This window comes from Dyadobacter sp. 3J3 (assembly GCF_009801115.1).
Lineage (GTDB): Bacteria > Bacteroidota > Bacteroidia > Cytophagales > Spirosomataceae > Dyadobacter.
On sequence record NZ_VTOL01000001.1, the window covers coordinates 528,282 to 551,719 of the forward strand.

The 23,438-nt window shown below is 40.3% G+C and carries 26 protein-coding genes; 18 read left to right on the top strand and 8 right to left on the bottom strand.

The window, feature by feature from the left end; translation table 11 throughout:
• Window positions 1-144 precede the first annotated feature (144 nt).
• From FZF08_RS02300 to FZF08_RS02370, 15 genes are all read left to right on the top strand, one after another.
• Complete coding sequence (locus FZF08_RS02300) at window positions 145-543, top strand: cupin domain-containing protein (RefSeq protein WP_159466989.1); 399 nt, start codon at window positions 145-147, stop codon at window positions 541-543.
• Between the two features lie 113 nt (window positions 544-656).
• A complete protein-coding gene (locus FZF08_RS02305; RefSeq protein WP_159466990.1) occupies window positions 657-1,334 on the top strand; it encodes an ATP-binding protein in 678 nt (225 codons plus the stop codon).
• 83 nt (window positions 1,335-1,417) lie between these two features.
• Window positions 1,418-2,800 carry an NAD-dependent succinate-semialdehyde dehydrogenase gene (locus FZF08_RS02310; protein WP_159466991.1) on the top strand — a complete coding sequence of 461 codons (1,383 nt, stop codon included), beginning with the start codon at window positions 1,418-1,420 and terminating at the stop codon, window positions 2,798-2,800.
• A gap of 92 nt (window positions 2,801-2,892) precedes the next feature.
• Window positions 2,893-3,927: an NADP-dependent oxidoreductase gene (locus FZF08_RS02315; protein WP_159466992.1), complete on the top strand. Its 1,035-nt coding sequence runs from the start codon at window positions 2,893-2,895 to the stop codon at window positions 3,925-3,927.
• 88 nt (window positions 3,928-4,015) lie between these two features.
• Entirely contained in the window at window positions 4,016-4,765 is a 750-nt protein-coding gene (locus FZF08_RS02320; RefSeq protein WP_159466993.1) for a YoaK family protein, read from the top strand.
• A 514-nt stretch (window positions 4,766-5,279) separates the two neighbouring features.
• A complete protein-coding gene (locus tag FZF08_RS02325) occupies window positions 5,280-5,840 on the top strand; it encodes an AraC family transcriptional regulator (RefSeq protein ID WP_159466994.1) in 561 nt (186 codons plus the stop codon).
• 106 nt (window positions 5,841-5,946) lie between these two features.
• Entirely contained in the window at window positions 5,947-6,228 is a 282-nt protein-coding gene (locus tag FZF08_RS02330; protein WP_159466995.1) for a hypothetical protein, read from the top strand.
• Between the two features lie 102 nt (window positions 6,229-6,330).
• Window positions 6,331-6,621, top strand: a complete 291-nt coding sequence (locus tag FZF08_RS02335) for a BON domain-containing protein (RefSeq protein ID WP_159466996.1) — start codon at window positions 6,331-6,333, stop codon at window positions 6,619-6,621.
• A gap of 286 nt (window positions 6,622-6,907) precedes the next feature.
• Window positions 6,908-7,468, top strand: coding sequence for an AraC family transcriptional regulator (locus FZF08_RS02340; protein ID WP_159466997.1), 561 nt, complete (start codon window positions 6,908-6,910; stop codon window positions 7,466-7,468).
• A 166-nt stretch (window positions 7,469-7,634) separates the two neighbouring features.
• Entirely contained in the window at window positions 7,635-7,925 is a 291-nt protein-coding gene (locus tag FZF08_RS02345; protein WP_159466998.1) for a YtxH domain-containing protein, read from the top strand.
• 60 nt (window positions 7,926-7,985) lie between these two features.
• On the top strand, window positions 7,986-8,966 hold the full coding sequence (locus tag FZF08_RS02350; RefSeq protein ID WP_159466999.1) for a 2-hydroxyacid dehydrogenase: 981 nt from the start codon (window positions 7,986-7,988) through the stop codon (window positions 8,964-8,966).
• Between the two features lie 47 nt (window positions 8,967-9,013).
• The gene (locus FZF08_RS02355) at window positions 9,014-9,793 is read left to right on the top strand and encodes an SDR family oxidoreductase (RefSeq protein WP_159467000.1); all 780 of its coding nucleotides are present in this window, start codon (window positions 9,014-9,016) and stop codon (window positions 9,791-9,793) included.
• Window positions 9,783-10,910 carry an efflux RND transporter periplasmic adaptor subunit gene (locus FZF08_RS02360; RefSeq protein ID WP_159467001.1) on the top strand — a complete coding sequence of 376 codons (1,128 nt, stop codon included), beginning with the start codon at window positions 9,783-9,785 and terminating at the stop codon, window positions 10,908-10,910. The genes FZF08_RS02355 and FZF08_RS02360 overlap by 11 nt, the downstream gene beginning before the upstream one ends.
• Window positions 10,907-12,166 (top strand): FtsX-like permease family protein, encoded by a 1,260-nt coding sequence (locus tag FZF08_RS02365; RefSeq protein ID WP_159467002.1) that lies wholly within the window; start codon window positions 10,907-10,909, stop codon window positions 12,164-12,166. Before FZF08_RS02360 ends, FZF08_RS02365 begins: the two co-directional genes overlap by 4 nt.
• A gap of 1 nt (window position 12,167) precedes the next feature.
• Complete coding sequence (locus FZF08_RS02370; protein WP_159467003.1) at window positions 12,168-12,845, top strand: ABC transporter ATP-binding protein; 678 nt, start codon at window positions 12,168-12,170, stop codon at window positions 12,843-12,845.
• A 34-nt stretch (window positions 12,846-12,879) separates the two neighbouring features.
• On the opposite strand, the gene uraH is transcribed toward FZF08_RS02370, so the two are convergent.
• The 6 genes from uraH to FZF08_RS02400 form a co-directional block, all read right to left on the bottom strand.
• Window positions 12,880-13,290, bottom strand: a complete 411-nt coding sequence (uraH, locus tag FZF08_RS02375) for a hydroxyisourate hydrolase (protein WP_200837014.1) — start codon at window positions 13,288-13,290, stop codon at window positions 12,880-12,882.
• 12 nt (window positions 13,291-13,302) lie between these two features.
• Window positions 13,303-13,845 (bottom strand): heme-binding protein, encoded by a 543-nt coding sequence (locus FZF08_RS02380; RefSeq protein WP_159467004.1) that lies wholly within the window; start codon window positions 13,843-13,845, stop codon window positions 13,303-13,305.
• A 63-nt stretch (window positions 13,846-13,908) separates the two neighbouring features.
• Window positions 13,909-14,421, bottom strand: a complete 513-nt coding sequence (locus tag FZF08_RS02385; protein WP_229216384.1) for a Crp/Fnr family transcriptional regulator — start codon at window positions 14,419-14,421, stop codon at window positions 13,909-13,911.
• Between the two features lie 224 nt (window positions 14,422-14,645).
• On the bottom strand, window positions 14,646-16,076 hold the full coding sequence (locus tag FZF08_RS02390) for a trypsin-like peptidase domain-containing protein (RefSeq protein ID WP_159467006.1): 1,431 nt from the start codon (window positions 16,074-16,076) through the stop codon (window positions 14,646-14,648).
• 94 nt (window positions 16,077-16,170) lie between these two features.
• Entirely contained in the window at window positions 16,171-16,752 is a 582-nt protein-coding gene (locus FZF08_RS02395; RefSeq protein WP_159467007.1) for a hypothetical protein, read from the bottom strand.
• Window positions 16,753-16,785: 33 nt separating this feature from the next.
• A complete protein-coding gene (locus FZF08_RS02400) occupies window positions 16,786-17,232 on the bottom strand; it encodes a hypothetical protein (RefSeq protein ID WP_159467008.1) in 447 nt (148 codons plus the stop codon).
• Window positions 17,233-18,116: 884 nt separating this feature from the next.
• Here FZF08_RS02400 and FZF08_RS02405 point away from each other — a divergent pair.
• The 3 genes from FZF08_RS02405 to FZF08_RS02415 are packed head-to-tail and all read left to right on the top strand — an operon-like array spanning window position 18,117 to window position 20,650.
• Window positions 18,117-18,491: a hypothetical protein gene (locus FZF08_RS02405; protein WP_229216385.1), complete on the top strand. Its 375-nt coding sequence runs from the start codon at window positions 18,117-18,119 to the stop codon at window positions 18,489-18,491.
• A gap of 54 nt (window positions 18,492-18,545) precedes the next feature.
• Window positions 18,546-19,739, top strand: coding sequence for a DUF2254 domain-containing protein (locus FZF08_RS02410; protein WP_159467009.1), 1,194 nt, complete (start codon window positions 18,546-18,548; stop codon window positions 19,737-19,739).
• The gene (locus FZF08_RS02415) at window positions 19,736-20,650 is read left to right on the top strand and encodes a mechanosensitive ion channel family protein (RefSeq protein ID WP_229216386.1); all 915 of its coding nucleotides are present in this window, start codon (window positions 19,736-19,738) and stop codon (window positions 20,648-20,650) included. Before FZF08_RS02410 ends, FZF08_RS02415 begins: the two co-directional genes overlap by 4 nt.
• A 72-nt stretch (window positions 20,651-20,722) precedes the next feature.
• Here the strand turns inward: FZF08_RS02415 and FZF08_RS02420 are convergent, their stop codons facing one another.
• Both FZF08_RS02420 and FZF08_RS02425 read right to left on the bottom strand, forming a co-directional pair.
• Entirely contained in the window at window positions 20,723-21,967 is a 1,245-nt protein-coding gene (locus FZF08_RS02420; RefSeq protein ID WP_159467010.1) for a sodium:proton antiporter, read from the bottom strand.
• A 128-nt stretch (window positions 21,968-22,095) separates the two neighbouring features.
• On the bottom strand, window positions 22,096-23,160 hold the full coding sequence (locus FZF08_RS02425; RefSeq protein WP_159467011.1) for a mechanosensitive ion channel family protein: 1,065 nt from the start codon (window positions 23,158-23,160) through the stop codon (window positions 22,096-22,098).
• Window positions 23,161-23,438 lie beyond the last annotated feature (278 nt).

Consider the following 23,438-nt stretch of genomic DNA (forward strand, 5'->3'; position numbering starts at 1 on the left):
GTCTTTTCCAGGTCAGGTTCTATTGCCGATCCGGATAATATAAATCCTGCTGTCAGCATTCATTACGGCGGACGCGCTGAAAACGAATGAATGGAAACCTGGCGAATAAAGATTTTATCAAACAAATTTTAAATAAATATCCCGATGAAAGGATTTCAAAGTAATATCGAAAAAGACACGCTGGGAAATAGCCATTTCAGAAAAGTCCTTTATACCGGCAAACATCTTCAACTGGTGTTGATGACCTTAAAAGTGGGGGAAGACATTGGAGAGGAAATTCACGAAAACAATGACCAGTTTTTCCGGTTTGAAAGTGGAACCGGAAAATGCATTATTGACGGACATGAAAGCGAGGTAAAAGAAGGCGATGCGGTAGTAGTACCTGCCGGGGCAAAACACAATATAATAAACACGGACAGCTCAGCCGAATTAAAATTGTATACGATTTATGGCCCGCCCAATCATCAGGACAAAATCGTAAGAGCTACCAAAAAAGAGGCCGAAGAAAAAGAAGAAAAATTTGATGGTAAAACCACCGAATAATATCAAATGTCAAATCTGTGATTCATACAACTATTTGACTGTTTCATGTAAACTTCACGGTCCTAATAATGTCACCTTTGATGGTAGGAATTCAGCCAAAATAAGCTCATCAAATGAATCCATTCAATCCATTATTCGACGTGCCCCTGGCCAGTAATTTCCCGGCGACGCTTGCACACGAAATCCGTAATCCGCTGGCAACAATTGATCTGTCTATCGAGATGATACTTGCAGGGCGTCAAGATGAGGATCTGAAAACATACGTAGACATCATTAAACGCAGCTCGGCCAGAATTAATGACCTGGTTAATGAAATGGTCAAAACCCGTAGTTTGGAGGAGGTGCAGATTGCGAATCAGTCACTGCATCATCTTCTGGATGAAGTAGTTGATATGGCCAGCGACAGGATCATGCTTAAAAATATCATGGTGCGCAAGGAATATGATCCAACAGATTGTATCGTGGCTTTAAACCGCCCGAAAATGAAAATCGCCCTTACCAATATCATTGTAAATGCCATTGAGGCTATGGATCCTAAGGAGGGCGAATTGAAACTGGTTACCATGTCCATCGCCGGAAAATATGTTGTCCAGATCGAGGACAATGGTTGCGGCATCAGCGAAAAAAACCTGAAAAATATATTTCAGGCCAATTATACAAACAAGCCCGGAGGCATGGGTATTGGCCTGGCGTCAACATACGACATTCTTGAATCAAATCATGTAAAAGTACACGTGGAGTCAGAAGTGGGATCAGGGACCCAATTCCTGCTTTTATTTGACAAAAAGTAAAAAAAAGGTTGCAAAAAACTTCCGGCTAAATACCCGTTACTCAACGGTTACCAAACTAAAACCAACTTCAACAAAACTTAATTATGGCCATTCAAACAGTTGATCCTAATACAAACCAACTACTCAAATCATTCGAAGAAATGAGTTTTCACCAGGTAGATAAAGCGATTTCGCAAGCTTCTTCGGCTTTTACTGAATGGAGAAAAACAAGCTATGGACAGCGCGCGGATTTACTCCATAAAGTTGCCACCCTGATGCGCGACCAGAAACAATATCTGTCCAGGCTCATTACCATGGAAATGGGTAAACTTATTGCACAGGCAGAAGGTGAGATTACTTTAAGTGCAGATATACTTGATTATTATGCAGACAACGGCGAAAAATTCCTGGCGGATAAAACGCTTGCTCCGGAGTTTGGACAGGCCATTATCCGTTACAGCCCCATCGGTGTTTTACTTGGTGTTGAACCCTGGAATTTTCCCTTTTACCAGGTTGCCCGGTTTGCCGCACCCAATATCATGATTGGCAATACCATACTTGTCAAACATGCCTCCATTGTGCCCCAGTGCGCCATCGCGATCGAAGATCTCTTTACAAAAGCCGGTGCGCCAAAAGGTATATACACCAATTTGTTGATTTCCGGTAAACGTGCATCCATGCTGGTATCGGACAAACGTATCAAGGGTGTTTCACTCACAGGAAGCGAAGCGGCAGGCGCCAGTATCGCTTCCGCAGCTGGAAAAAACCTAAAAAAATCAGTGCTTGAATTAGGAGGAAGTGACGCCTTTATCATTTTAGAAGACGCAGATATTGATAAAGCAGTGGAGTGGGCGGTTGTAGGACGCATCAATAACAATGGGGAATGCTGTGTGGCGGCCAAGCGGTTTATAGCGATCGAATCAGTTGCTGACGAATTTATCACAAAATTCAGGGACAAATTGGCGGCCCTGGTCATTGGCGATCCTATGGACGCTGCAACCCAATTGGGGCCTCTGAGTAGTGAAGAAGCCGCTGTCGCGCTGGCGAGTCAGGTACAAAAATCGGTGGATGCAGGGGCAAAAGTACTGCTTGGCGGAAAACGACCTGTCAGAGCAGGCGCCTTCATGGAGCCGACCATTCTTACGGATCTGCATCCGGGAATTCCTGCCTATTACGAAGAGCTGTTTGGCCCGGTCGCTTCTTTTTACCGGGTTAAAGATGACCAGGCAGCCATTGATCTGGCAAATGATTCTCCCTTCGGTTTGGGCGGATCCGTATTTACACAGGATATTGAACGCGGTAAACGGATTGCGGATCAGATTGATACCGGTATGGTCTTTATCAACCATCCAACCTGGACCCAGGCCGATTTGCCTTTTGGAGGAACAAAGGGCTCTGGTTATGGCCGCGAATTATCCGAATTGGGTATTGACGAATTTGTAAATAAAAAACTGATCCGGGTAAGTGATTTGTCCGATCCTTTCTAATTTTATGTAAGGAAAACAGTATCTTACACAACATCAAACAAAACTGAAGAAGACACTTTTAGATGTCTTCTTCCTTCCTTTAAAACATCGTTATGAAAACAAGACAAATTGTACTCGCCTCAAGACCAGTGGGTATGCCGACAAAGGAAAATTTCAGATTTGAAAGTATTGATCTGCCCGAAATAAAAGAAGGAGAAGTCCTGCTCAAAGGGCTGTACTACTCGGTAGATCCATATATGCGGGGTAGAATGAATGACGCTAAATCTTACGCGCCACCGTTTCAACTGAATGAGCCTTTTACAGGCGGTGTAATAGCTCGTGTTACCGAAAGCAAATCAGATTCATTTGCCATTGGTGACTATGTTCTGGGTCCTTTGCCGTGGCGGGAAAATTGCATTGCCAATGAAAAAGATATTCGCCCAATAGACGCAACGGTTGCTCCTGCGAGTTATTACCTCGGTGTTCTTGGTATGCCAGGTCTCACCGCCTACGTTGGACTCATGCACATTGGGAAACCAAAATCCGGTGAAACGGTGGTGGTATCTGGCGCAGCCGGAGCGGTAGGTATTGTGGTAGGCCAAATTGCTAAGATTCAGGGATGCCGGGTAATTGGTATTGCAGGCTCAGATGAAAAGATAAATATTTTGAAAAATGAATTTGGATTTGATCAGGCCATAAATTACAAAACAACACCTGATATGGGAAAAGCCATTGCAGAAGCCTGTCCTGATGGTGTTGATATTTATTTTGATAATGTAGGCGGTGTCATTTCAGATGCGGTGATCAGCCACATGAATTTTCATTCACGCATACCTTTGTGCGGACAAATCTCTCTTTATAACAATACTTCGGACGCCACTGGCCCAAGGTTACAGCCTATGATGCTGACCAGAAGCATACTGATGCAGGGATTCATAGTCGGTGATTTCCAAAATCTATTTCCCGAAGCCATCCAGCATTTATCGCAATGGATTAAAGAAGGAAAGTTAAAATTCACAGAAACCGTGATTCATGGTTTTGACCAGTTACCTGCCGCGCTGTTGGGATTGTTTAGCGGGCAAAACGAAGGAAAAATGATTGTGCAGGCGGAAGAAAAGGATCCAATTCCAGCTGAAAAAAGAGTGTGATGAAAGAACATTATGATACGGTTGAAATACAAAATGTTTACATTCGAATTCCCCGGGTTAATAAGAACCTTTACCTGCAAGTAAAATCATGTTCCGACACTCCGGCACACATCGTACACCAAAACACAATCTGAAACTGGCTACCCTACTGGGTCTTACAGCCGGGTTTGTTAATGCAGAAGGATTTCTTGGATTTTCCGTACTTACAACTAACATTACCGGCCATGCTGCATTACTAGCCGAAGGAATTGCGCAGCAAAACTGGCAAAATGCACAAGTCATTGTTTTATGGATGCTTTTATTTCTTGCGGGCGCTTTTACATCCGGACTATTCTTATCTCTTTTTGGCGCAAATCAACGTTACTCCTATTCCATTCCACTTGTGATCGAAATAGCCGTACTTGTATTTTCGGCACTCTATGGATACAAATTTGATGGGACTAAATTATCCCAACTCGTTTTTGCCGGTAGTCTGCTTTTTGCAATGGGTTTGCAGAATGCACTGGTTTCGCTGGTTTCCGGATCCTTGGTAAGGACAACTCATCTTACTGGGACATTTACGGATCTTGGCATTGATCTGGCGCAATTGGTGAACAGCACTAATGACAACCGTCCAATTATTCATTCAAAAATAAAACTTAGATTATTCATCATTGGCTCCTTCATATTGGGAGCAATTGCCGGTGCTTATCTGTTTCAACGTATAGGATTTAAATCATTTTTTGTTCCTGTTCTTATTTTAACTTTTGTGCTGCTTTACGATATTTTCAGAATTAATGTAAAGCGGTATTATCGCACAACTTCAAGGGCTTTCAAAGGGGACGTGAGTCAAAATTAGACCGGGCATTACCGACAGGAATTAACAAAATCAATGGTGAAATTCATTATCATTTCAATAATCTGAACGACCTAAAAGCCACTTGTCTCAATAACACTATTTTAAAAATCCCTGCTGATTGCCTTTATCGGAAATCCCGCACTTTCAATATTCCTGCCAAGTATCGGACGCCAATGCCCACGCCATTACCTTACTGATCCCAAAGCCACAGTCTGGACAGTATCCATAAAACAGATATACTGTGAATCATAATTGGTTACCTGCGCAGTTTTATTTAATATTCACTTGCCTATACAAGACGGCATACTTCCAAATAAATAGTCAACTACCGGCTATTTAAATATAACAATCAAAAGTAATGGCACGGTTGTAGTAGCTGTTATTTGCCACCACAAAGTTTGCCGGATTTATTCCGGATTCCATTACACATCAATTTTCATTCGTTGCATTGATCACAGATTAGCCTGGCAAATTCTGTATTTAACAACGGAAGAAATTACCAACGCATATCACAATGATACTCTACATCAAATACATGGTCAGCCTGCGTTGCAAAATGCTGGTGAAAGAAGAATTGACCAAATTAGGACTTCATTATGTGATCGTAGATTTAGGGACGGTTGAGATTCTGGAAGATATCACGCAGCATCAGCACGAGGAGCTTAAAAAAAACCTGCTCCGCTCGGGACTTGAACTGCTTGATGATAAAAAAGGTATTCTGATCGAAAAAATAAAGGCAGTGATCGTAGAGATGGTTCATTATGCGGATGAACTGCCGATAACCAACTATTCTGATTACATCAGTGAAAAACTGGGGTATGACTACACGTACCTGTCCAACACATTTTCAGAGGTAAAAGGAATAAACATTCAACAGTTCATTATTCTGCACAAAATTGAAAAGGTAAAAGAATTATTATTATATGAAGATTTCAATTTAACGGAAATAGCATACCGGCTGCATTACAGCAGTGTATCACACCTGTCAAACCAGTTCAAAAAAATCACTGGACTGTCGCCCTCCTACTTCAAAAAACTTAAAATGCACCGGATTGAAAATCTGGAAAATATGTGAAATATGTAAGTTCTTCTGATCCTTATGTAAGGTTTAAAACCAGCAATAAACCCACCTTTGTAAACCGGATTACACCATCACTGAAATCCGTATTCAGAAAAATAACATGAAACCAGAAAAACAGCAACGTGTCAATGAAATCATCCAGGTGCTTAACGCTAACCTGAAAATCGATGAAAATAATAAGGACACCTCAAAACAGGAAAATGTGATCCGAAAAGCGGCAAAAAAACTCTACGAAGATTTCCTACATATTGCAAAAAAGAAATTATCCAAAGAAAACAAACGCTTTGCATTTGAATTGAAAAAGCAACTTAAAAAAGCAAGAAAGGCCGAAACAACAATAGCCGTTGCTGCATTGCTTAAAAACAATATTGAACTTGCCTGACTTTGAAGCCTAGTGGCTTATTAATCCCGGATATTCTTGACATTTATTGATGAACCTTTAGATCTAATCATCAAAAAACTCATTCACTTTACATAATGAATCATGACAAAAAACACAGAAATCCATAAAATATGGGAACCTGATTATGATTCCGAAACCGCCAGAACTGAAACCGATAAAAACCTGAAAGAAAAAGTAATAAATGCTTTGCGGGCAAACACATTTATTAACTGCGAAAAAATAAGAGTCCGTGTAACGGGACGCCTTGTATTTCTGGAAGGAGAGGTTCATCTGCAAAAGGAAAGAATTTCAGCTCAAAAATGTATCAGAGACATCTTCGGGATCCGGGCGGTGATCAACTACATTACCTACCATAATGAATACGCTAAGTAAAAAACTCTGGTTGTAAACAGGTCTGCTGTACAATACCGAATATTATATATTTACAAAACGGAGGTAACGATCATTACCTCCGTTTTTTGTGCCAGAAGCGCAAAAATTACATTGGGAATCGATTACCTTCCCCTCATGCACCACTGTAATCACAATCATAACCGATTGTGATGATTGTCATCTATTTAGGCCAAACATACCCCTACCTTTCATATAGTTAAAAAAAATCCCCGGCCGGATAAACCATCCATATCCGGTTTCACCGTATCTATCAAACTTAACTTATATGGTACTCTATATTAAAAACATGGTTAGTTTACGCTGCAAAATCAGGGTGACCGAAGAACTGGCAAAGCTGGGACTGGGTTGTAGCAAGGTTGAACTGGGTGTAGTTCAACTCGTGAAAAAAATAACCGTTACACAGCGGAAACGACTTAGAGAAAACTTAATCGATTCAGGTCTTGAACTTTTGGAGGATAGAAAAAGTATCCTGATTGAAAAAATAAAAAATGTGATCATTGAACTCGTGCACTATACCGATGACATGCCCAAGATCAACTATTCCGACTACATCAGCAAAAGACTCGGCTATGATTATACTTATTTATCAAATCTGTTTTCTGAGCAAAAAGGAATTAATATACAGCATTTTATCATTAACCATAAAATTGAAAGGGTTAAGGAGCTGCTTCAATACAAGGAATTAAACCTGACAGAAATTTCCTACAAACTTCATTACAGCAGCGTATCACATCTTTCCAACCAATTCAAAAAAGTGACAGGACTGTCGCCATCCATATACAAACATCAAAGTCAAAAAAGGTGGAATAATTTGGAAAACATGTGAAAAGTATAACTTTTTACATGTTTTCTATAACACCTTATAACCAGAACTTTTGAAACTTTATGTATTATATCTAGATGATCAGATTGGTTTTGACAAATCCTCAGCTACGTATACAGTTAAAAGTCATTAAAATATATTCAGGCAGGAATCGTTAAATCAAATTAATATGACAATAGGAAAAGGATTATGCAGCTTGCTGCTTGCTGGCTCAGCAGGCTTTGCAATAGGATTATTGTTGGCTCCTGATAAAGGTTCGCAGACCAGAAAAAAAAGACAGCAGAAAGCAGAAGACTTTCTTGATGATGAGATTACTGGGTACAACCGTATTGTTTGTAATGTGAAAACAAAAATTGATGCGATATTAAACGGTATTTCGATACCCGTGGATGATAACATAAGCAACTGGGCAGATGCGGATCAAAAAATGAAAAATGATCAGCATCATATAAAAGTCTGACGATACTTACTGCTGACATGACCGGTACAGGGTAAATTCGCGTAATCCAAAACCGGTATTATGAAAGTAGTAGCATATAGTATAAAAAACTTTGAAAAGAAGTTTTTGGCCAGGGCCAATCAAAAAAAACACGACATTACGCTGATATCCAACACACTTACTTTAGCTAACTGCGGTTTTGCAGAAGGAAAAGAAGCCATTCTTGTTTCTATCCATGATGATCTTACGGCACCAGTGGTCAATAAACTGGCCGATATCGGTATTAAATACATCGCAACGCGTTCTGCCGGAACTGATCATATTGATAAAAAAGCTGCTAAACTGAGAGGAGTAAAAATTGCCAGCGTTCCGGCTTATTCACCTACTTCGATCGCCGAGCATGCAGTTGCGTTGGCTATGGCACTAAACCGCCATATCATAAAGGCCGATGCAGATAGTCATCATTATAACTTTAAACTTGACGGGTTGACAGGATTTACCTTTTCAGGAAAAACAGTGGGGATAATCGGGTTAGGAAATACCGGACAGGCCGCCGCAGCTATTTTTAATGGTTTGGGATGTCAAGTATTAGGTTTTGATGTTTTTGTCAATGACAAACTTGAAAGAATAAAGCAGGTTTCACTGGAAATCTTATTAAGCCAGTCCGATATTATCTCCCTGCATTTACCACTTACACCTCAGACGAGACATATGATTGACACTTCCAGCATAGCGCTTATGAAAGACGGAGTGATGCTTATCAATACTTCCCGGGGTGCATTAATCAAATCCGCTGACCTGCCCCAAGCACTTGATCAGGGAAAGATCGGATATCTGGGAATTGATGTTTATGAATATGAAAACAACATTTTCTCTCAGGATGCACATCGTGGCGAAAGTAAAGATGCTTTGCTTTTGAAACTGCTGGGCTATCCGAATGTAATTGTAACCCCACACCAGGCATTTCTAACCGTTGAAGCTTTGGAGGAAATTGCCAGTCAGACAATTCTTAGTCTAAATCATTGGCAGGACAACTTATCGGAGACCTTTGTCAGCAACTGAAAAAGATTCTAATATACAGGCATTCATCATAAATTATTGAAATTACAATGGCCTATACTGCATTGATTACAGGAGCCTCCAGCGGAATCGGTTTGGAACTGGCCAAAATCCATGCTTCAAAAGGAGGCAATCTGGTTTTGGTTGCAAGAAACAAAGTAAAGCTTGATAAGCTCAAATCAGAACTGGTTGAAAAGTACAAGATCTCCGTTTGCATCATTGTAATGGATCTTTCAGTTGAAGGTTCAGCGCAAAAGGTCTATGACCAGACTACACTGGAAAAAATCCAGATTGATTGTCTTATCAACAATGCAGGTTTCGGAGACTTTGGTTTCTTTTCCCAAACTGATACTGCCAAGACAGTGAGCATGATCAACCTGAATATCACGGCGCTGACATTGTTGACGAAGTTATACCTGACTGATATGCTTGACAGAAAAGGTGGCAGAATATTAAATGTCGCCTCCATAGCCGCCTTTCAGCCCGGCCCGAAAATGGCGGTTTATTCCGCGACAAAGGCCTATGTTTTAAGTTTTTCGCAGGCTATTGGTAATGAGGTGGCTCATCTGGGCGTAACCGTTACTGCACTCTGCCCCGGCGCGACGCAAAGCGGATTTCAGGCTGCGGCATCCATGCAGGAAAGTAAAATGTTTAATAACAAAAACCTTCCCTCTTCCAAAGAAGTGGCAGCGTACGGCTATGACGCGATGATAAAAGGGAAAAGTGTAGCCATACCAGGCTTTTTGAATAATATCATGGCGGATGCTGTGGGCCTTATGCCAAGAAAGTGGGTTCTCAAACTGGTAAGAAAAATTCAGGATGCAGCTTAAAATTAAAAATCACACCGCACACGCCAGACAAGGCCTAAGCATACATTATGCGCTCTTTTGCATTTTACTTACGTTGACAAATTGTAAAAAAGATCCGCAAAAGCTGAAACCTACCCTGGAACCTGTCACCGAATCGGTATATGCTTCGGGTATCGTAAAAAGTAAAAACCAGTATCAGGTTTACGCGGCTGCCACTGGCATTCTCAGCAAGATTTTAGTCAGCAAAGGAGATATCGTTTCCAAAGGAACGCCGTTGATGCTAATCACCAATACTACCGCCAAATTGAACACCGAAAACGCATTACTGAATGCGGAATATGCTTCATCCGTTTCCAATAAGGAAAAATTTGATGAACTTTCCATAGCGATCGAACTTGCCAAAACAAAGCTGGACAACGACCTTTCGCTATTGCAAAGGCAGAAAAACCTCTGGGCACAAAACGTGGGGACCCGCAATGACCTGGATGCCAGGCAGCTCGCTTATACCAGTTCTGAAAACGCTTATCAAACCGCAAAGCTTCGATTTACTGAGCTTCAGAAGCAAATCAGTTTTCAGCAAAAACAGTCACGTAAAACACTGGAAATATCAAAAACCACATCAGGAGATTACACCGTCAGAAGCCAGTGGGACGGAAAAGTCTATGATATTTTGAAAAAAACCGGCGAGATGGTCAACACCCTAAACCCTGTTGCACTTGTAGGCGATGCAAATGATTTTTTATTGGAATTGCAGATCGACGAATATGATATTACAAGAATACACGTGGGGCAAAAAATGCTGCTCACCATGGATAGCTATAAAGGACAAGTTTTTCAGGCGGTAGTCACCAAGATAATTCCCGTCATGAACGAGCGGTCCAAATCCTTCACCGTTGAAGCCGGATTTATCAAACCGCCTGCGGTTCTGTACCCCAACCTGACCTGTGAAGCCAACATTGTGATCCGCGAAAAGAAGAAAGCTTTGACGATACCAAGAAATTACCTGATGCCCGGAGATTACGTTTTACTGGAAAATAATCAGAAAAGAAGCGTTGTGACAGGACTTAAAGATTATCAAAAGGTAGAAATTATTTCAGGCCTACTGGTTAGTGACGTTATTATAATGCCTCAGGAATGAACTTCAAACTGATTTTCGATATTGCAAAGGCCCTCCTGCTGGCAAGGTGGAAACAATCGCTGGTTGCTGCCATAGGTGTCACTTTCAGCATCGGCATGTTTATCACCCTGCTCAGTTTTATGAATGGCCTCAATGATATGCTCGACGGACTGATCCTGAACCGGACACCCCACATCAGGCTGTACAATGAAATAAAACCCAATGTCAACCAGCCCATAAATCTGTCTAAATCTTATCAGCATTATCACAATTTCATCCGTTCCATCAAAGCTTCCGGGAGCCGGCAGGCCATTTATGACAACGGCGCGATCATGCAGGCACTTTTGAATGACAAAAGAGTACTCGGTTTCTCCCCGAAAATTACTGCCCAGGTATTCTTCAATGATGGCAACATCGATATAACGGGAGCCGTGAACGGAATTGACGTACAAAAGGAAAGTAAACTTTTTCATTTCAGTGAATACATCACAGCAGGCACCGCGACCGACCTGGAAAGAGTACCCAATAGTATTGTACTGGGTAAAGGTCTGGCTGAAAAACTACTCGCCGATCTTGGCGATGTGGTGCAGGTGACCACTGCAAAAGGCGAAATTTTTCAATTAAAAGTAGTGGGCTATTTTCAATCGGGCATTCAGGAACTTGACAAAACGCAGAGCTACGCCTCCATCATGACCACGCAGAAACTGCTTGGACAATCTGCCAATTACATCACCGACATCCAGATCAAACTCACCGATATCGACAAGGCACCTGCAATCTCAAGGGAATACACCCAGCTTTTTGGATCCGATGCGGAAGACATTCAAACAGCCAACGCGCAGTTTGAGACCGGCAGTTTTGTCCGGACGCTCATTTCCTACGCAGTTGGTGTAACGCTGCTGATCGTCGCCGGATTTGGGATATACAACATTTTGAACATGATGATATTTGAGAAAATGGATACGATAGCCATCTTGAAGGCCATTGGTTTTTCAGGGAAAGACGTCAAAAGTATATTTCTGGTCATCGCGCTGAGTATTGGCTTCTTTGGCGGATTGCTCGGGCTGATGCTGGGCCTGGGTTTATCGTTGATCATTGATCAGGTTCCTTTCACAACGGCATCCTTGCCCACGATAAAAACCTATCCGATCAGTTATAATATTACTTTTTATCTTATCGGCTCTGTATTTTCATTGGTTACCACTTTTTTAGCCGGTTGGTTTCCTGCAAGAAAAGCAAGTCAGGTGGATCCGGTCATCATCATCAGAGGGAAATAAAATGGGAGAAATTATTTTGGAAGCCAGGAAAATCAACAAATATTTCCATGACCCGGTAGACATAAAAGTGCTGACCGATATTGATTTTTCTATAAATAAAGGTGAGTTTGTTTCCATAACCGGCAAGTCAGGCTGTGGCAAATCGACCTTGTTATATATTTTATCCACCATGGATACAGACTTTGACGGCGATCTTTTGATCGATAACATTTCAATGAAAAACAAAAAAGAGCCTCAGCTCGCCGCCGTGCGCAATGAGAAAATCGGGTTTGTGTTCCAGTTCCATTATTTGCTCAACGAATTCACTGTGCTGAAAAACGTGATGTTACCTGCCTTGAAACTAAATCAATTTCCCTTGAAAGAAATTGAACAAAAGGCGATGGAAAGATTAAAGATGCTGGGTATCGAGCATTTGGCACAAAAAAGTGCCAATCAGGTTTCGGGCGGTGAAAAACAACGTGTTGCCATTGCCCGTGCATTGATCAATGATCCGGATATCATCATGGGTGATGAGCCGACAGGCAACCTGGACAAAAAAAATACCGAAGTAGTGTTTGATATTTTCAAACGACTGGCCGAAGAATTTAACCAGACTTTACTAATTGTTACCCACGACCAAAGTTTCGCCGAAAGGACGCATAGGATCATCAACATGGAAGATGGGAAAATTATCATTTGAATTATATGACAATTTTCCCTCGTGGCATTACTATTTAATTTCCTCTATATGTAGAATATCCGTAGGCAGACAGTGTTATAGGCACATGATAATGCTTGTTATCTTTTATTTCAAAGACAACCTCAATAAAGGGATAAAAACTATCGATTTCTTGTTTTTTAAAGTAATCTGCAATCAGGTATGTCAGTTTGTAAATTCCGATATTGGGATTTTCGGAACTTAGAAATTCTGAGATCCGGCCATTCTGATCGGTCACTTTTTGATCAAGCAACATCCATGTGCTTTTAGCCTGATCCATTTTTTCAAGTTTTATACTGACGCCTGAAGCCGGTGCACCCTTGGAAATGTCAAGGATGTGACTTGACAATTGAAAAGATTTTGGTTGTCCAAAAGCCCATATTGTACCCAATGCGAGGGTAAGTGTTAAAATAAGTTTCTTCATCATGATTTTTGTAAATTAATTATTTTGCGTTGTGATTCCAGCCTCTTCAATATTGGCGGATTTTGCAATCAAATCATCGTTTTCCGGACTCCCGCCGCCTGCTACCCCTATTGCACCGATAACTTTTCCTTCAAACCAAATCGGACTTCCTCCGCCCAAAAGAAGCAGTTCTGGTAAGTGTGCCAGATTTTCAGTATCGGGATTTGATTTAGCATTTCTGGACAATGATAACGTGGGTGTTTTTGTTGAAACAGAAGTATACGCCTTCCGTCTTGCAGCCTCAGTATTATGCGGCCCCACACCGTCCTGTCGGCTGATCAGTATAATTTGACCCGATCCGTCCAAAATGGCAATAGAAACAGATCTCCCAAGCTGATTTGCGCAAACCCGAGCGCGTGCAGCCAGACCTTCCGCGGCATGAAAACTTAGTTGGTGCTGTGGTATTAAGTACTGTTTGCTTTGTTCCCGATGATGATCATTAACAGTTTGATTATCAACAATCTGAGCTTTTAAACTAACAGACATTAAGAGAATTAAGATTGTGAGCGTCAATTTCATGATGTCTTTTTTTGACAAAATTACGGACGATCATGTAAAGAAGTGTTGACCTATGTCAACGTTTCAGAGTCTCGATTTTACTCTGCTCAGGGTTGAAGGAGACATGCCAAGATAAGAAGCAGCCATCTTATTGGAAACACGCAGTAAAAATTTGGGCTGAAATTTGATAAGCCATTTGACTTTTTCCAAAGCATCAAAACCTTGAAAGCCATAAATTCGTTTTTGAGCATTAACAAAACCAATTTCCAGAATTTCCCTATATATATGACCGAATTCAGGTACTGTCCTAACCATTTCATAAAAGTCCTTACGGGTAATAGCAAGTAACTCTGATTTTTCTATCGCCTGCAAAAATTCCTCTGCTGGCTGCTGGTCAATAAAACTTGGCAAGGCCGTGATAAACATACCTTCAAATGCAAAATATCGGGATGTTTCAAGGCCCGACTTATTTACCGTAAACAACCTGAGCGATCCTTTATTGATAAAATAATAAATGCGGCAAGTTTCATTATAATTCACTAAAATCTGATTTCGTTTTGCGCTGACAGGATGAAAAAATGAACAGATGTATTTCATCTGTTCATGATCAATATTATGTCGTTGCATTATATAGGACGACAGACGCTTATAAATAAGGGGGCTCGTGTCAGGAACTTGCATATTTTTTCTTGATTATAAGGGTTTTGATCAGAATAGTATCATGGCCTTATAAATAATAATACAAAATTTATTTTGTTAACAGAGGTTGCAAATTTCGATTTGCTATTGGCGGTATCTTAAGAAAGGTCTTAAAGACAACCTCAGGTCCCAAGCGAAAAATCGAACACGACTTTGGAACCATCAGGGGCAATCGCAAAAATCCGGATCATTCCGCTTTGTGCGGACAATAAAGCCTCGTCGATATCCTTGGGACTACTAATGGACTGTCCGTTAATAAAGGCGATGATGGTTCCAGGGGGAATCCCGATCTGGTCGAAAAAACCTCCTTTAAGAACATTGGTTACCTCTACCCCGGCAACGATGCTGAAACGTTGCTTTACTTCATTTGATAGTGGGGCAAAAGTGGCACCTAGTTTACTGTGTATCTCACCAAGCGGCTGACGGGTCTTTGCAGGAACTGTTGCCTCACCTTCGCCGCTCAGTGTAGCAGAAACCGTTCCTGTTTGATTATTTCGCAGGTAACCCAGTCTTATCCTATCACCCGGCCTGTGCCTGGCTATTCTTTCAGAAAATTCGGTTGAGGAATTTAATTGAATGCCATCTATATTTTGGATGATGTCGCCTTCTTTCAGCCCCGCAGCAGCAGCTGCACTTTCAGGTTGCACACCGGTAATGTACACACCTTTTACATTCGAAGGATTCATGCCATGCTGGACCATATACTGGTCCTCAACAGCCGGTGCCGGAAAGGAGACACCGAGCACACCGCGCCTTACAGTCCCGTAAGCCTTTAAATCATCCAGTATTTTTTTGGCCAGGTTTACCGGAATAGCAAAAGCATAACCCGCGTAACTGCCGGTTTGGGAAGCAATAGCAGAATTGATCCCAATCAGCTCGCCATTGGTATTAACCAACGCACCGCCACTGTTACCAGGATTGATGGCTGCATCGGTTTGTATAAATGACTCAACTGCCGAACTGCCTGACGGTTGTTGAGCACCTTGATCCTGACGGTTAATTATCCCGATACTTCTGGCTTTGGCACTAACAATACCTGCGGTAACGGTCGTATTTAACGAAAGCGGAAAACCGATAGCTAAAACCCACTCTCCTACTTGCAGTACATCCGAATTACCCAATTTTACAATTGGCAGGTAGTCAGCATCTACTTTAATAAGTGCCAGATCCGTATTTGGGTCGCGCCCTATCAATTTTGCTTTGAAGGTACGTTTATCTGGTAAGGTTACATCGATCTGGGAGGCATTTTCTACCACATGGTTGTTCGTAGCAATGTATCCATCTTCACTGATTATTACACCCGATCCTGACGCTCCATAGTCCTGTGTATTTTTAAAACGGATCTTGATGTGAACTACCGCAGGCATGGCAGCTTTTGCAGCTTCTACAAAGCTTACCATCCCGTTTGGTTGATTTAGATATACGGTATCTCCTGTAACAGTTTCCGTAACCTTTATGACACTGTCAGGATTTTTTATACTTTCCAAATTACTACCAGCACCTTGTGTGGTAACAAAAAGGGCTGAAAGAAAGAACCCAAGAAAATGTTTCATCTTAAAAGTTTTTGTTTATGAGAAAAAGACGCTCCGGTTCAAGACCTGAAATCTTCATCATGTCAAAAAAAGAAGATCCTGATCAATATTAACATTAATTCATTTTCCCAAGAAGGTCTGAGCATTTGGCAAAAAAAGTTTTCACTGCATCTTTCTGGTCTAATGTCAATATTTTGGGATCAATACCCATTGCTGCACTTTTTACTTCGGCGGCTTCATTTGACAATCCAGGATATTTCGCCACCTGTATATTTTCTAACGCACGGGCTAATATGTCAGCTGATTTCCTAATCTCATCGGCATGAGAAGTTTCAAATGGATTTTCGGTTATTTTGTTTGCACTTTCTTTTGCCTGATCCATATCCGCCTTGATATCAAAACCAACTTCCCCGGCCATGGCGTCGATTGCCGAAGTCAATTTCAACAAAGCCTCATTTGTATACGCATGATCCAAGGCCATTTTGTCCTTATCATTGCTTACAAACGTGATATATTCAGCAACTGTGCTATTATTCTCCTTTACCTCCATAACATCAGTTGTCTTTACCTCTTCGGTCTTTTCTTCTTTTTTCTTCTCACTACAACCAATCAAGGCCACTAATACTAAAAGAAATGTTAAACCTGACAGGCTTTTAAACCATTCTGTGTTTTTTGCTTTATTTTGAATATTTTCCATAATATTAAGTTATTTTTAAATTAGGATTAAAAATTAATTCTTAGATGTTCTAAGTACTACCTGATCACCCGGTTGTTGAACATTGGCATCATCCTCGGCAGAAATAATAAAGCCAACCGGTTTAAAAGACGTTACAGTACTTAGGGAGCTCTTCAAAGTATTGGAAAGAAAACCACTTGAAGTTTTCAATTGTCCAACATTTTTATCTCCATTTTGCTCAGTTTGTACCCAAACAACATACAGTTTCCTCTCAGGACTAAGTCTGTTTGGCTCAGCCAGACGCGTGACGTTTAAATCAATTTCATAATTTTCGTTTCCATCCTTTTTCACTTCAACAGATCCCTCTGCCGCAGGTACAACCGATGAAATTTCAAATTTATATTTCTCTTTATTACATGATTGTAGCACCATTACTGCAAAAATGAGTACGAAGAAATTACAAGCAAAACTTAAAAGTCTACTTTTTTTATTTGGTTTCATTTGAGATTTTGTTAAATTAAATCAAGAAGTTAACTGTTCTACAAATACCCCGATATCGGACAAGAAATCGACACATTCATAATTTATAAATTATAGGTAACAGGCTAATTTACCGGCAGAAGTAATTGAAATAGCTGTGAAGCCATAATCCTATCCTAATGGCAAAGTATTATAGAAATACCAAATATTATTATTGGGATACAAGGATAAATACGCTATAATCATGCCAATTACCCAACATAACTGTCATCCTACTTTCTGCCACAGAGAAAATAAACTAAGCTTGAAGAGATGCTCTTTGTTTGGCATAGCGTAAGATTCCAAAATGAGACAGTCAGCCAGAATGTTCCGGCAAGCTAGATGGATTGGAGTGAGAAGATGGCAATCTGCTACCAAATTGTGGAGGCCTGCCTTATGAAAATTAGAAAAACGTGCTATTCATGGGCATAAAAAACAAAAACTGTTTGACTCCTTTTTAGGCGGAGTTTTTTTGTTTTAGCTCATCATTAGCCCATTTTTTATTAAGATTCCCCTACAACCTTTACTTTTTCTGCGGTCCGTTGCGCGGTAACTTTTTTTGTGTAAAGACAAAAAAGTAAAATCGCCTTTTGAGCTAGATTTTCTTAAAATAATTTAGAAAAAAGTTAAACAAGATGCATTACCTACTTGGCCATTTGGCATGTAATCAACGTGTCTTTTATTCCACTAGCGAGACTTTCTTACACATATATCCCGCCCTTCCCATGCCGGAGAGTAGCGAGAGGGATGGTATAAGAATGGTATGGTCAATGAAATCAGGAACTATATCAAAATTCAAATTTATGAAAGGAATAAACTATTTTAGAAAATATCGGGGCATTACATTTATGATTATTTGTTTAACAATGGCAACTATTCTATCGTCATGCTCGAAAAAACTAACATTCTCAACGTCAGCAATTGTACCTGCCGCTCAGGGATCCGTAAAGGTTAAAAAGGATAAAAATGAGAATTACGCAATACACCTTACTGTAAACCACTTGTCTCCTCCGGACCGGCTGGTTGAATCCCGAAACGCGTATGTCGTTTGGCTAAATACTAAAAATAACGGCATTAAAAATATCGGACAACTAAAAACTTCAAGTGGGCTTTTTTCAAAGGAACTGAAAAGCGATCTTGAAACAGTAACAACATTTGAACCTGTAAGTTTTTTTATTACTGCCGAACGTGCTACCGATATTCAATATCCAGAAGGTCAGGTAGTACTGACGACGAAGTAAAATATTAATTTAAGCACAAAAAATAATTTGTCAGATCACCTGATTAACAACTCTATGCTAAAAAATTTCATACGGAAACAGTACCAAAAGACGATCAGCAGTATTGCATTTTTCCCGGCTATTATTGCTTTTGGATTTCTGGTTTTGTGTGGAATAATGATCTCTCTGGATTATTCAGAACAAGGTAAATTCATTAAAAGCCAGCTTCATTGGCTACGGCTTAAGGATGCATCCACTGCCAGAAGTATTATAGGCGCCATCGCTTCGGGAATTATATCCCTGACTGTTTTCAGCTTCTCTATGGTGATGATTGTGCTTAATCAGGGGGCTTCTCAAATGAGTAATCGTGTGTTAGGGCAATTGATCGGAAACAAATTCCAGCAAATTGTTCTAGGTATATATATTGGTACCATTATATATGCTTTTTTTCTGCTAAGCACCATACGTGACATTGATTCAGGCTTATATATTCCGGCACTTAGTACTTATCTGCTGATATTTTTTACAATCTTCGACATTTTTATTTTTATATATTTTCTTCATTACATCACCCAGTCAGTCAAGTATGAGGTAGTAATCAAGAGGATTTATAATGATACTCTGGATTCTCTTAAAAAGGTATGTACCAATGAGAAGCCTTCTCCGTCTGTGCTATTGAATACACCCTATACGATAGATTCGTCTTCTTCCGGTGTTTTTGAAGAAATAGATATCTTGGCAATTCGATCGCTTTGCGTTCAGCATGAGGTAGAAGTCTCGATACTGGTCGTTCAAGGTACATTTGTTTTAAAGGGAATTCCCCTTATTGCAGTCAGTAAAATACTTGAAAAATCAGTTCAAAAAAAGCTGATTGATTTGATCTCTGTTAGTCATGACGAAACCATTGACAGAAATTTCCTGTATGGCTTCAATCAATTAAGAGAGATCGCCCTAAGGGCTCTCAGCCCCGGGATTAATGATCCGGGCACAGCGATCATTAGCCTTCATGCGCTGGCATCCTTAATCCAGTACCGGTCTAAGCATTTCCCTGAAAATGTAATACGAAGTGATGAGGGAAAGATATTAGGTTCTATTCCGGATCTGAGTTTTGAAGCGATCGTTTCCAGTGCCATTAACCCTATACTGGACTATGGAAAAAATGATCGGTTACTTTGTGAGGAGCTTATTTTAATGTGCAGACAGCTCAAAATATTCACTTCAAATGTCCTTTTTGATGAAATGATATTGAAAATAAAATCCTTAGCATGATAGACTTCAACAACGCGTACCACCTCGTTTCAGAAAAACTAATCAATTGGGTACACGACTTTATCCGCCTGCTGCCCAATATATTTCTTGCGGCACTTATTCTGGTATTTGGCTTATTTATGGCACGCCGTTTTAAAACCTTTTCTGGCCAGTTATTGCGAAAGATTGTTCATAACCCTGCCCTGAGCAACTTATTCAACACAGTGATTTATACCTTTCTGATTGGTATTATCTTGTTTGTTGTGTTAAGTATTCTCGGACTTGACAAGGCTGTTACTTCCATACTTGCAGGAGCCGGCCTTTTGGGCTTAGCGCTTGCTTTTGCATTTCAGGACATTGCCGCCAATTTAATTTCAGGGATTTTTATCCTCATCAGAAAACCCCTTAACGTAGGTGATATCGTAAAAGTAAAGGATTATATGGGTAAAGTCGAACATATTAATTTGCGTGATACGGTGTTGAGATCGTTTCAGGGACAGATGGTTATTATCCCCAACAAAGATGTTTTCCAAAACGCAATCGAAAATTTTTCTCTGCTCGGCAAAAGGCGCGTGGATCTGGAAGTAGGTATATCCTATGGTGAAGACCTTGAGAGGGTTAAACAGATTACCATGCAAGCGGTAAAGGACATTTCAAATCTTTCTGAAACGGACGAGACAACAATGTTTTATACCAAATTTGCCGACAGCTCAATCAATTTCACGATCCGCCTTTGGGTATCTTCCGCTGATCAGATTAAACATAAGGAAGTGACAAGTGATGCGATTATACATATCAAAAAAGCCTTTGATGACAATAATATATTAATTCCATTCCCAATCAGAACCCTGGATTTCGGTATCAAAGGCGGAGTTTCTCTCAGTGAAACAACAGTCGCAGTTTCAAACAAAAGCCTTTCATCGGAAGATTAAAAAAATGAATCAATTGGTTGCTAAAACCATAAATCACACTTGTAAAATCTGAAAAGGCGTAAAGCCAAAATTTCACCCTACCTTTTCCGACAGCTTACGTATAAGCCCCCCAATCGTTAAACCTTGTATCAGAATTGAGAAAAGTACAACAACAAAGGTTACCGAGACAATGATATTTTTATAGGGATCGGCCGGCAATGATAATGCAAGAGCCACCGAAATTCCTCCTCGCAGACCTCCCCAAGTCATTATTTTCAATGTTTTCAGTGGAAACTCTTTTATAAATCTAAAAACAGAAGCTGTGGAGTAAAGCGCCACAAAACGTGCGCAAATGATAACAAAAGCAGTAACCAGGCCAATGATGATATATGATATGTCGAAATCAACGATCACGATTTCAAGTCCGATCAGCATAAATAGGATTGCATTCAGGATTTCGTCTGTCACCTCCCAGAACTTTCCAAGATAATCACGCGTCATATCACTCATTGCTAATGACTTGCCTCTATTCCCTGTCATAATACCTGCTACCACCATCGCCAACGGACCCGACACGTGCAGGTAATGACATAATGAATAACCACCCATCACCATCGCGAGAGAGATCAAAATTTCGGTTTGAAAATGATCAATTGATTTCATCAGACGATAACCCGCAAATCCAATAATCCCTCCCGCCAGAATCCCGCCACCAGCCTCCTGAACAAAGAGAAGACCAATATCAACCGCTCCAAAATTTTCAATTCCCACAGAAGCAATTTGAAGTAATGTGGCGAAGATCACAACGCCGATTCCATCATTAAAAAGCGACTCTCCTACAATATTGGTTTCTACTTTTTTGGAAAGATTTGCTTTTTTCAATATCCCCATGACAGCAATTGGATCCGTTGGGGAAATAAGTGCACCAAACAGCAAACAGTAAAGAATCGGGATTTCCTGACCAAACAATTGCATTAAGTACTGAAAGCTATAACCGACCAGGAAGGTTGAAAGGACCGTCCCTACCACTGCAAAACTTGTGATACTTTTCGCCGATTTTTTAAGATCTTCCAGATTAACGTGGAGGGAGCCCGCAAACAGAAGGAAACTAAGTAAAATCCCTAAGAGGAATTCTGAAAAATCGATAAGTGCCAATTCCTTTTCAACTATTAGCTGAAAATTCTTCGAAAAATGACCTAATACAATAACGCCAAGCGCGGCAATCGTGCCCATCAGCATCAGACTGATCCCTGACGGTAACTTTAAGAGCCTGACATTGAGGTAAGAAAAAAATGCAGCGAGTGAGATGAGGATAGAAAAAAGTACAAATAATTCCATTTTAAGGTTATAAAAAAGTATTGAAAAGTGAGATTAATTATATTTATGACCAATAATCATTCCACCAACCCTATACGTTTTCAGTAAAAGGCTGGTGGATCATTTAGTTTAGCATCTATGCTGAAATATTACCTGGCAACCGCATCCTCCGACTGCATTAATAATGTTTGTGTCGGATATGCAAACTCGATACCTTCATTTTCGAACGTACGATAAATGTCAAGGTATATATCCTGCTGTTTGTCCATATATAGTGTATAATCCGGATCAAGAATGTAATATACGATTTCAAAATTAAGACTAAAATCTCCGTAGCCGGAAAAATGTGCCCGGTCAAATTGAACATAGGGTTTCGACTGAACAATTTCCTTCAACATTTTCGGTATTTCAGAAAGCTTTTGATGCGAGGTTTGATAGGTTACACCCAGATTAAACAATATTCTTCTTTTTTGCAGACGTTTATAATTATGAAGGCGGGAGTTGGTCAGGTCGGTATTGGAACAGACAAGTTGTTCCCCGCCCAATGTGCGAATACGGGTGGTTTTTATACCGATGTATTCTATTATTCCGGATTTATCATCGATTACGACAAAATCGCCAATCTCGAATGGTCTGTCAAAAAAGATCACAAAATAGCTGAATAAGTCCCCCAGAATCGTTTGAGCAGCCAGCGCAATGGCAATACCACCAATCCCTAATCCGGCAATAAGTGACGTCACATCATAACCCAGATTATCGATCATGAAAATGATTCCGAAAATCCAGATCACAATATTTACGATTAGAATAAGTCCGCTGGCCTGTTTGCCCTTGGCTTCACTATTATCCCGGGTGTTGATAAATGAATAAACAAACTTTCGGAAAGCCGCACTCATAATCCGTAATGCAAAAAATGTACATGCTACAAGAAAAACGACTTCAGAAACCTTTTCAACTTTTGGCGAAAGCGTCAGATTCGAAACAGCAAAATAGAAGCTGGCTATAAAAAGAAACGGAACAACTGACTTTTCGATCATTTCAACAATAAAATTGTCCCAGCTTGTAGCGGTATTTAACGACCATTTTTTTGCCCTGCCCACAATTATGACTCTAAAAAAATGAATGACTACAAAAAGAATTGAAGTCGTTGCGATAGCAAGAGCCCAGGAAGTGATCGAATTGCCTAAAAAGTGTTGGTTGAAAATGTCGTTCATAATGCTTAAAATCTTGCAGATAAAAAATCTTTTCTAAGCGGCTTAATTTACCGCTTGTCCGGGATACAACTATCTGAAATGTTATTAAAAAAATATGTGGCCGCAACCTGTGCGGAGCCAGTAAATAAATTCTGAATTGATTGATCAGCTAAATTTTCGCTGAAATAAGAAAGGACAAAAAGGTGCCCGATAATATCGAAGTTTCTAAAAAAGGATAAAACGGATAACCGGTTTGTAATAACAACCGGATTGCTTTACAATGCACAAATATAACCCCA

Bases quoted from the DNA above. Each gene is read 5' to 3' on its own strand.
- FZF08_RS02350 (WP_159466999.1), top strand. From the start codon at position 7,986: ATGAAAGTAGTAGCATATAGTATAAAAAACTTTGAAAAGAAGTTTTTG.
- FZF08_RS02345 (WP_159466998.1), top strand. From the start codon at position 7,635: ATGACAATAGGAAAAGGATTATGCAGCTTGCTGCTTGCTGGCTCAGCA.
- FZF08_RS02415 (WP_229216386.1), top strand. From the start codon at position 19,736: ATGATAGACTTCAACAACGCGTACCACCTCGTTTCAGAAAAACTAATC.
- FZF08_RS02330 (WP_159466995.1), top strand. From the start codon at position 5,947: ATGAAACCAGAAAAACAGCAACGTGTCAATGAAATCATCCAGGTGCTT.
- FZF08_RS02300 (WP_159466989.1), top strand. From the start codon at position 145: ATGAAAGGATTTCAAAGTAATATCGAAAAAGACACGCTGGGAAATAGC.
- FZF08_RS02380 (WP_159467004.1), bottom strand. From the start codon at position 13,845: ATGAAATTGACGCTCACAATCTTAATTCTCTTAATGTCTGTTAGTTTA.
- FZF08_RS02360 (WP_159467001.1), top strand. From the start codon at position 9,783: ATGCAGCTTAAAATTAAAAATCACACCGCACACGCCAGACAAGGCCTA.
- FZF08_RS02310 (WP_159466991.1), top strand. From the start codon at position 1,418: ATGGCCATTCAAACAGTTGATCCTAATACAAACCAACTACTCAAATCA.
- FZF08_RS02305 (WP_159466990.1), top strand. From the start codon at position 657: ATGAATCCATTCAATCCATTATTCGACGTGCCCCTGGCCAGTAATTTC.
- FZF08_RS02385 (WP_229216384.1), bottom strand. From the start codon at position 14,421: ATGAAATACATCTGTTCATTTTTTCATCCTGTCAGCGCAAAACGAAAT.
- FZF08_RS02340 (WP_159466997.1), top strand. From the start codon at position 6,908: ATGGTACTCTATATTAAAAACATGGTTAGTTTACGCTGCAAAATCAGG.
- FZF08_RS02335 (WP_159466996.1), top strand. From the start codon at position 6,331: ATGACAAAAAACACAGAAATCCATAAAATATGGGAACCTGATTATGAT.
- FZF08_RS02365 (WP_159467002.1), top strand. From the start codon at position 10,907: ATGAACTTCAAACTGATTTTCGATATTGCAAAGGCCCTCCTGCTGGCA.
- FZF08_RS02390 (WP_159467006.1), bottom strand. From the start codon at position 16,076: ATGAAACATTTTCTTGGGTTCTTTCTTTCAGCCCTTTTTGTTACCACA.
- FZF08_RS02315 (WP_159466992.1), top strand. From the start codon at position 2,893: ATGAAAACAAGACAAATTGTACTCGCCTCAAGACCAGTGGGTATGCCG.
- FZF08_RS02370 (WP_159467003.1), top strand. From the start codon at position 12,168: ATGGGAGAAATTATTTTGGAAGCCAGGAAAATCAACAAATATTTCCAT.
- FZF08_RS02405 (WP_229216385.1), top strand. From the start codon at position 18,117: ATGGCAACTATTCTATCGTCATGCTCGAAAAAACTAACATTCTCAACG.
- FZF08_RS02425 (WP_159467011.1), bottom strand. From the start codon at position 23,160: ATGAACGACATTTTCAACCAACACTTTTTAGGCAATTCGATCACTTCC.
- FZF08_RS02410 (WP_159467009.1), top strand. From the start codon at position 18,546: ATGCTAAAAAATTTCATACGGAAACAGTACCAAAAGACGATCAGCAGT.
- FZF08_RS02420 (WP_159467010.1), bottom strand. From the start codon at position 21,967: ATGGAATTATTTGTACTTTTTTCTATCCTCATCTCACTCGCTGCATTT.
- FZF08_RS02320 (WP_159466993.1), top strand. From the start codon at position 4,016: ATGTTCCGACACTCCGGCACACATCGTACACCAAAACACAATCTGAAA.
- FZF08_RS02325 (WP_159466994.1), top strand. From the start codon at position 5,280: ATGATACTCTACATCAAATACATGGTCAGCCTGCGTTGCAAAATGCTG.
- uraH (WP_200837014.1), bottom strand. From the start codon at position 13,290: ATGATGAAGAAACTTATTTTAACACTTACCCTCGCATTGGGTACAATA.
- FZF08_RS02395 (WP_159467007.1), bottom strand. From the start codon at position 16,752: ATGGAAAATATTCAAAATAAAGCAAAAAACACAGAATGGTTTAAAAGC.
- FZF08_RS02400 (WP_159467008.1), bottom strand. From the start codon at position 17,232: ATGAAACCAAATAAAAAAAGTAGACTTTTAAGTTTTGCTTGTAATTTC.
- FZF08_RS02355 (WP_159467000.1), top strand. From the start codon at position 9,014: ATGGCCTATACTGCATTGATTACAGGAGCCTCCAGCGGAATCGGTTTG.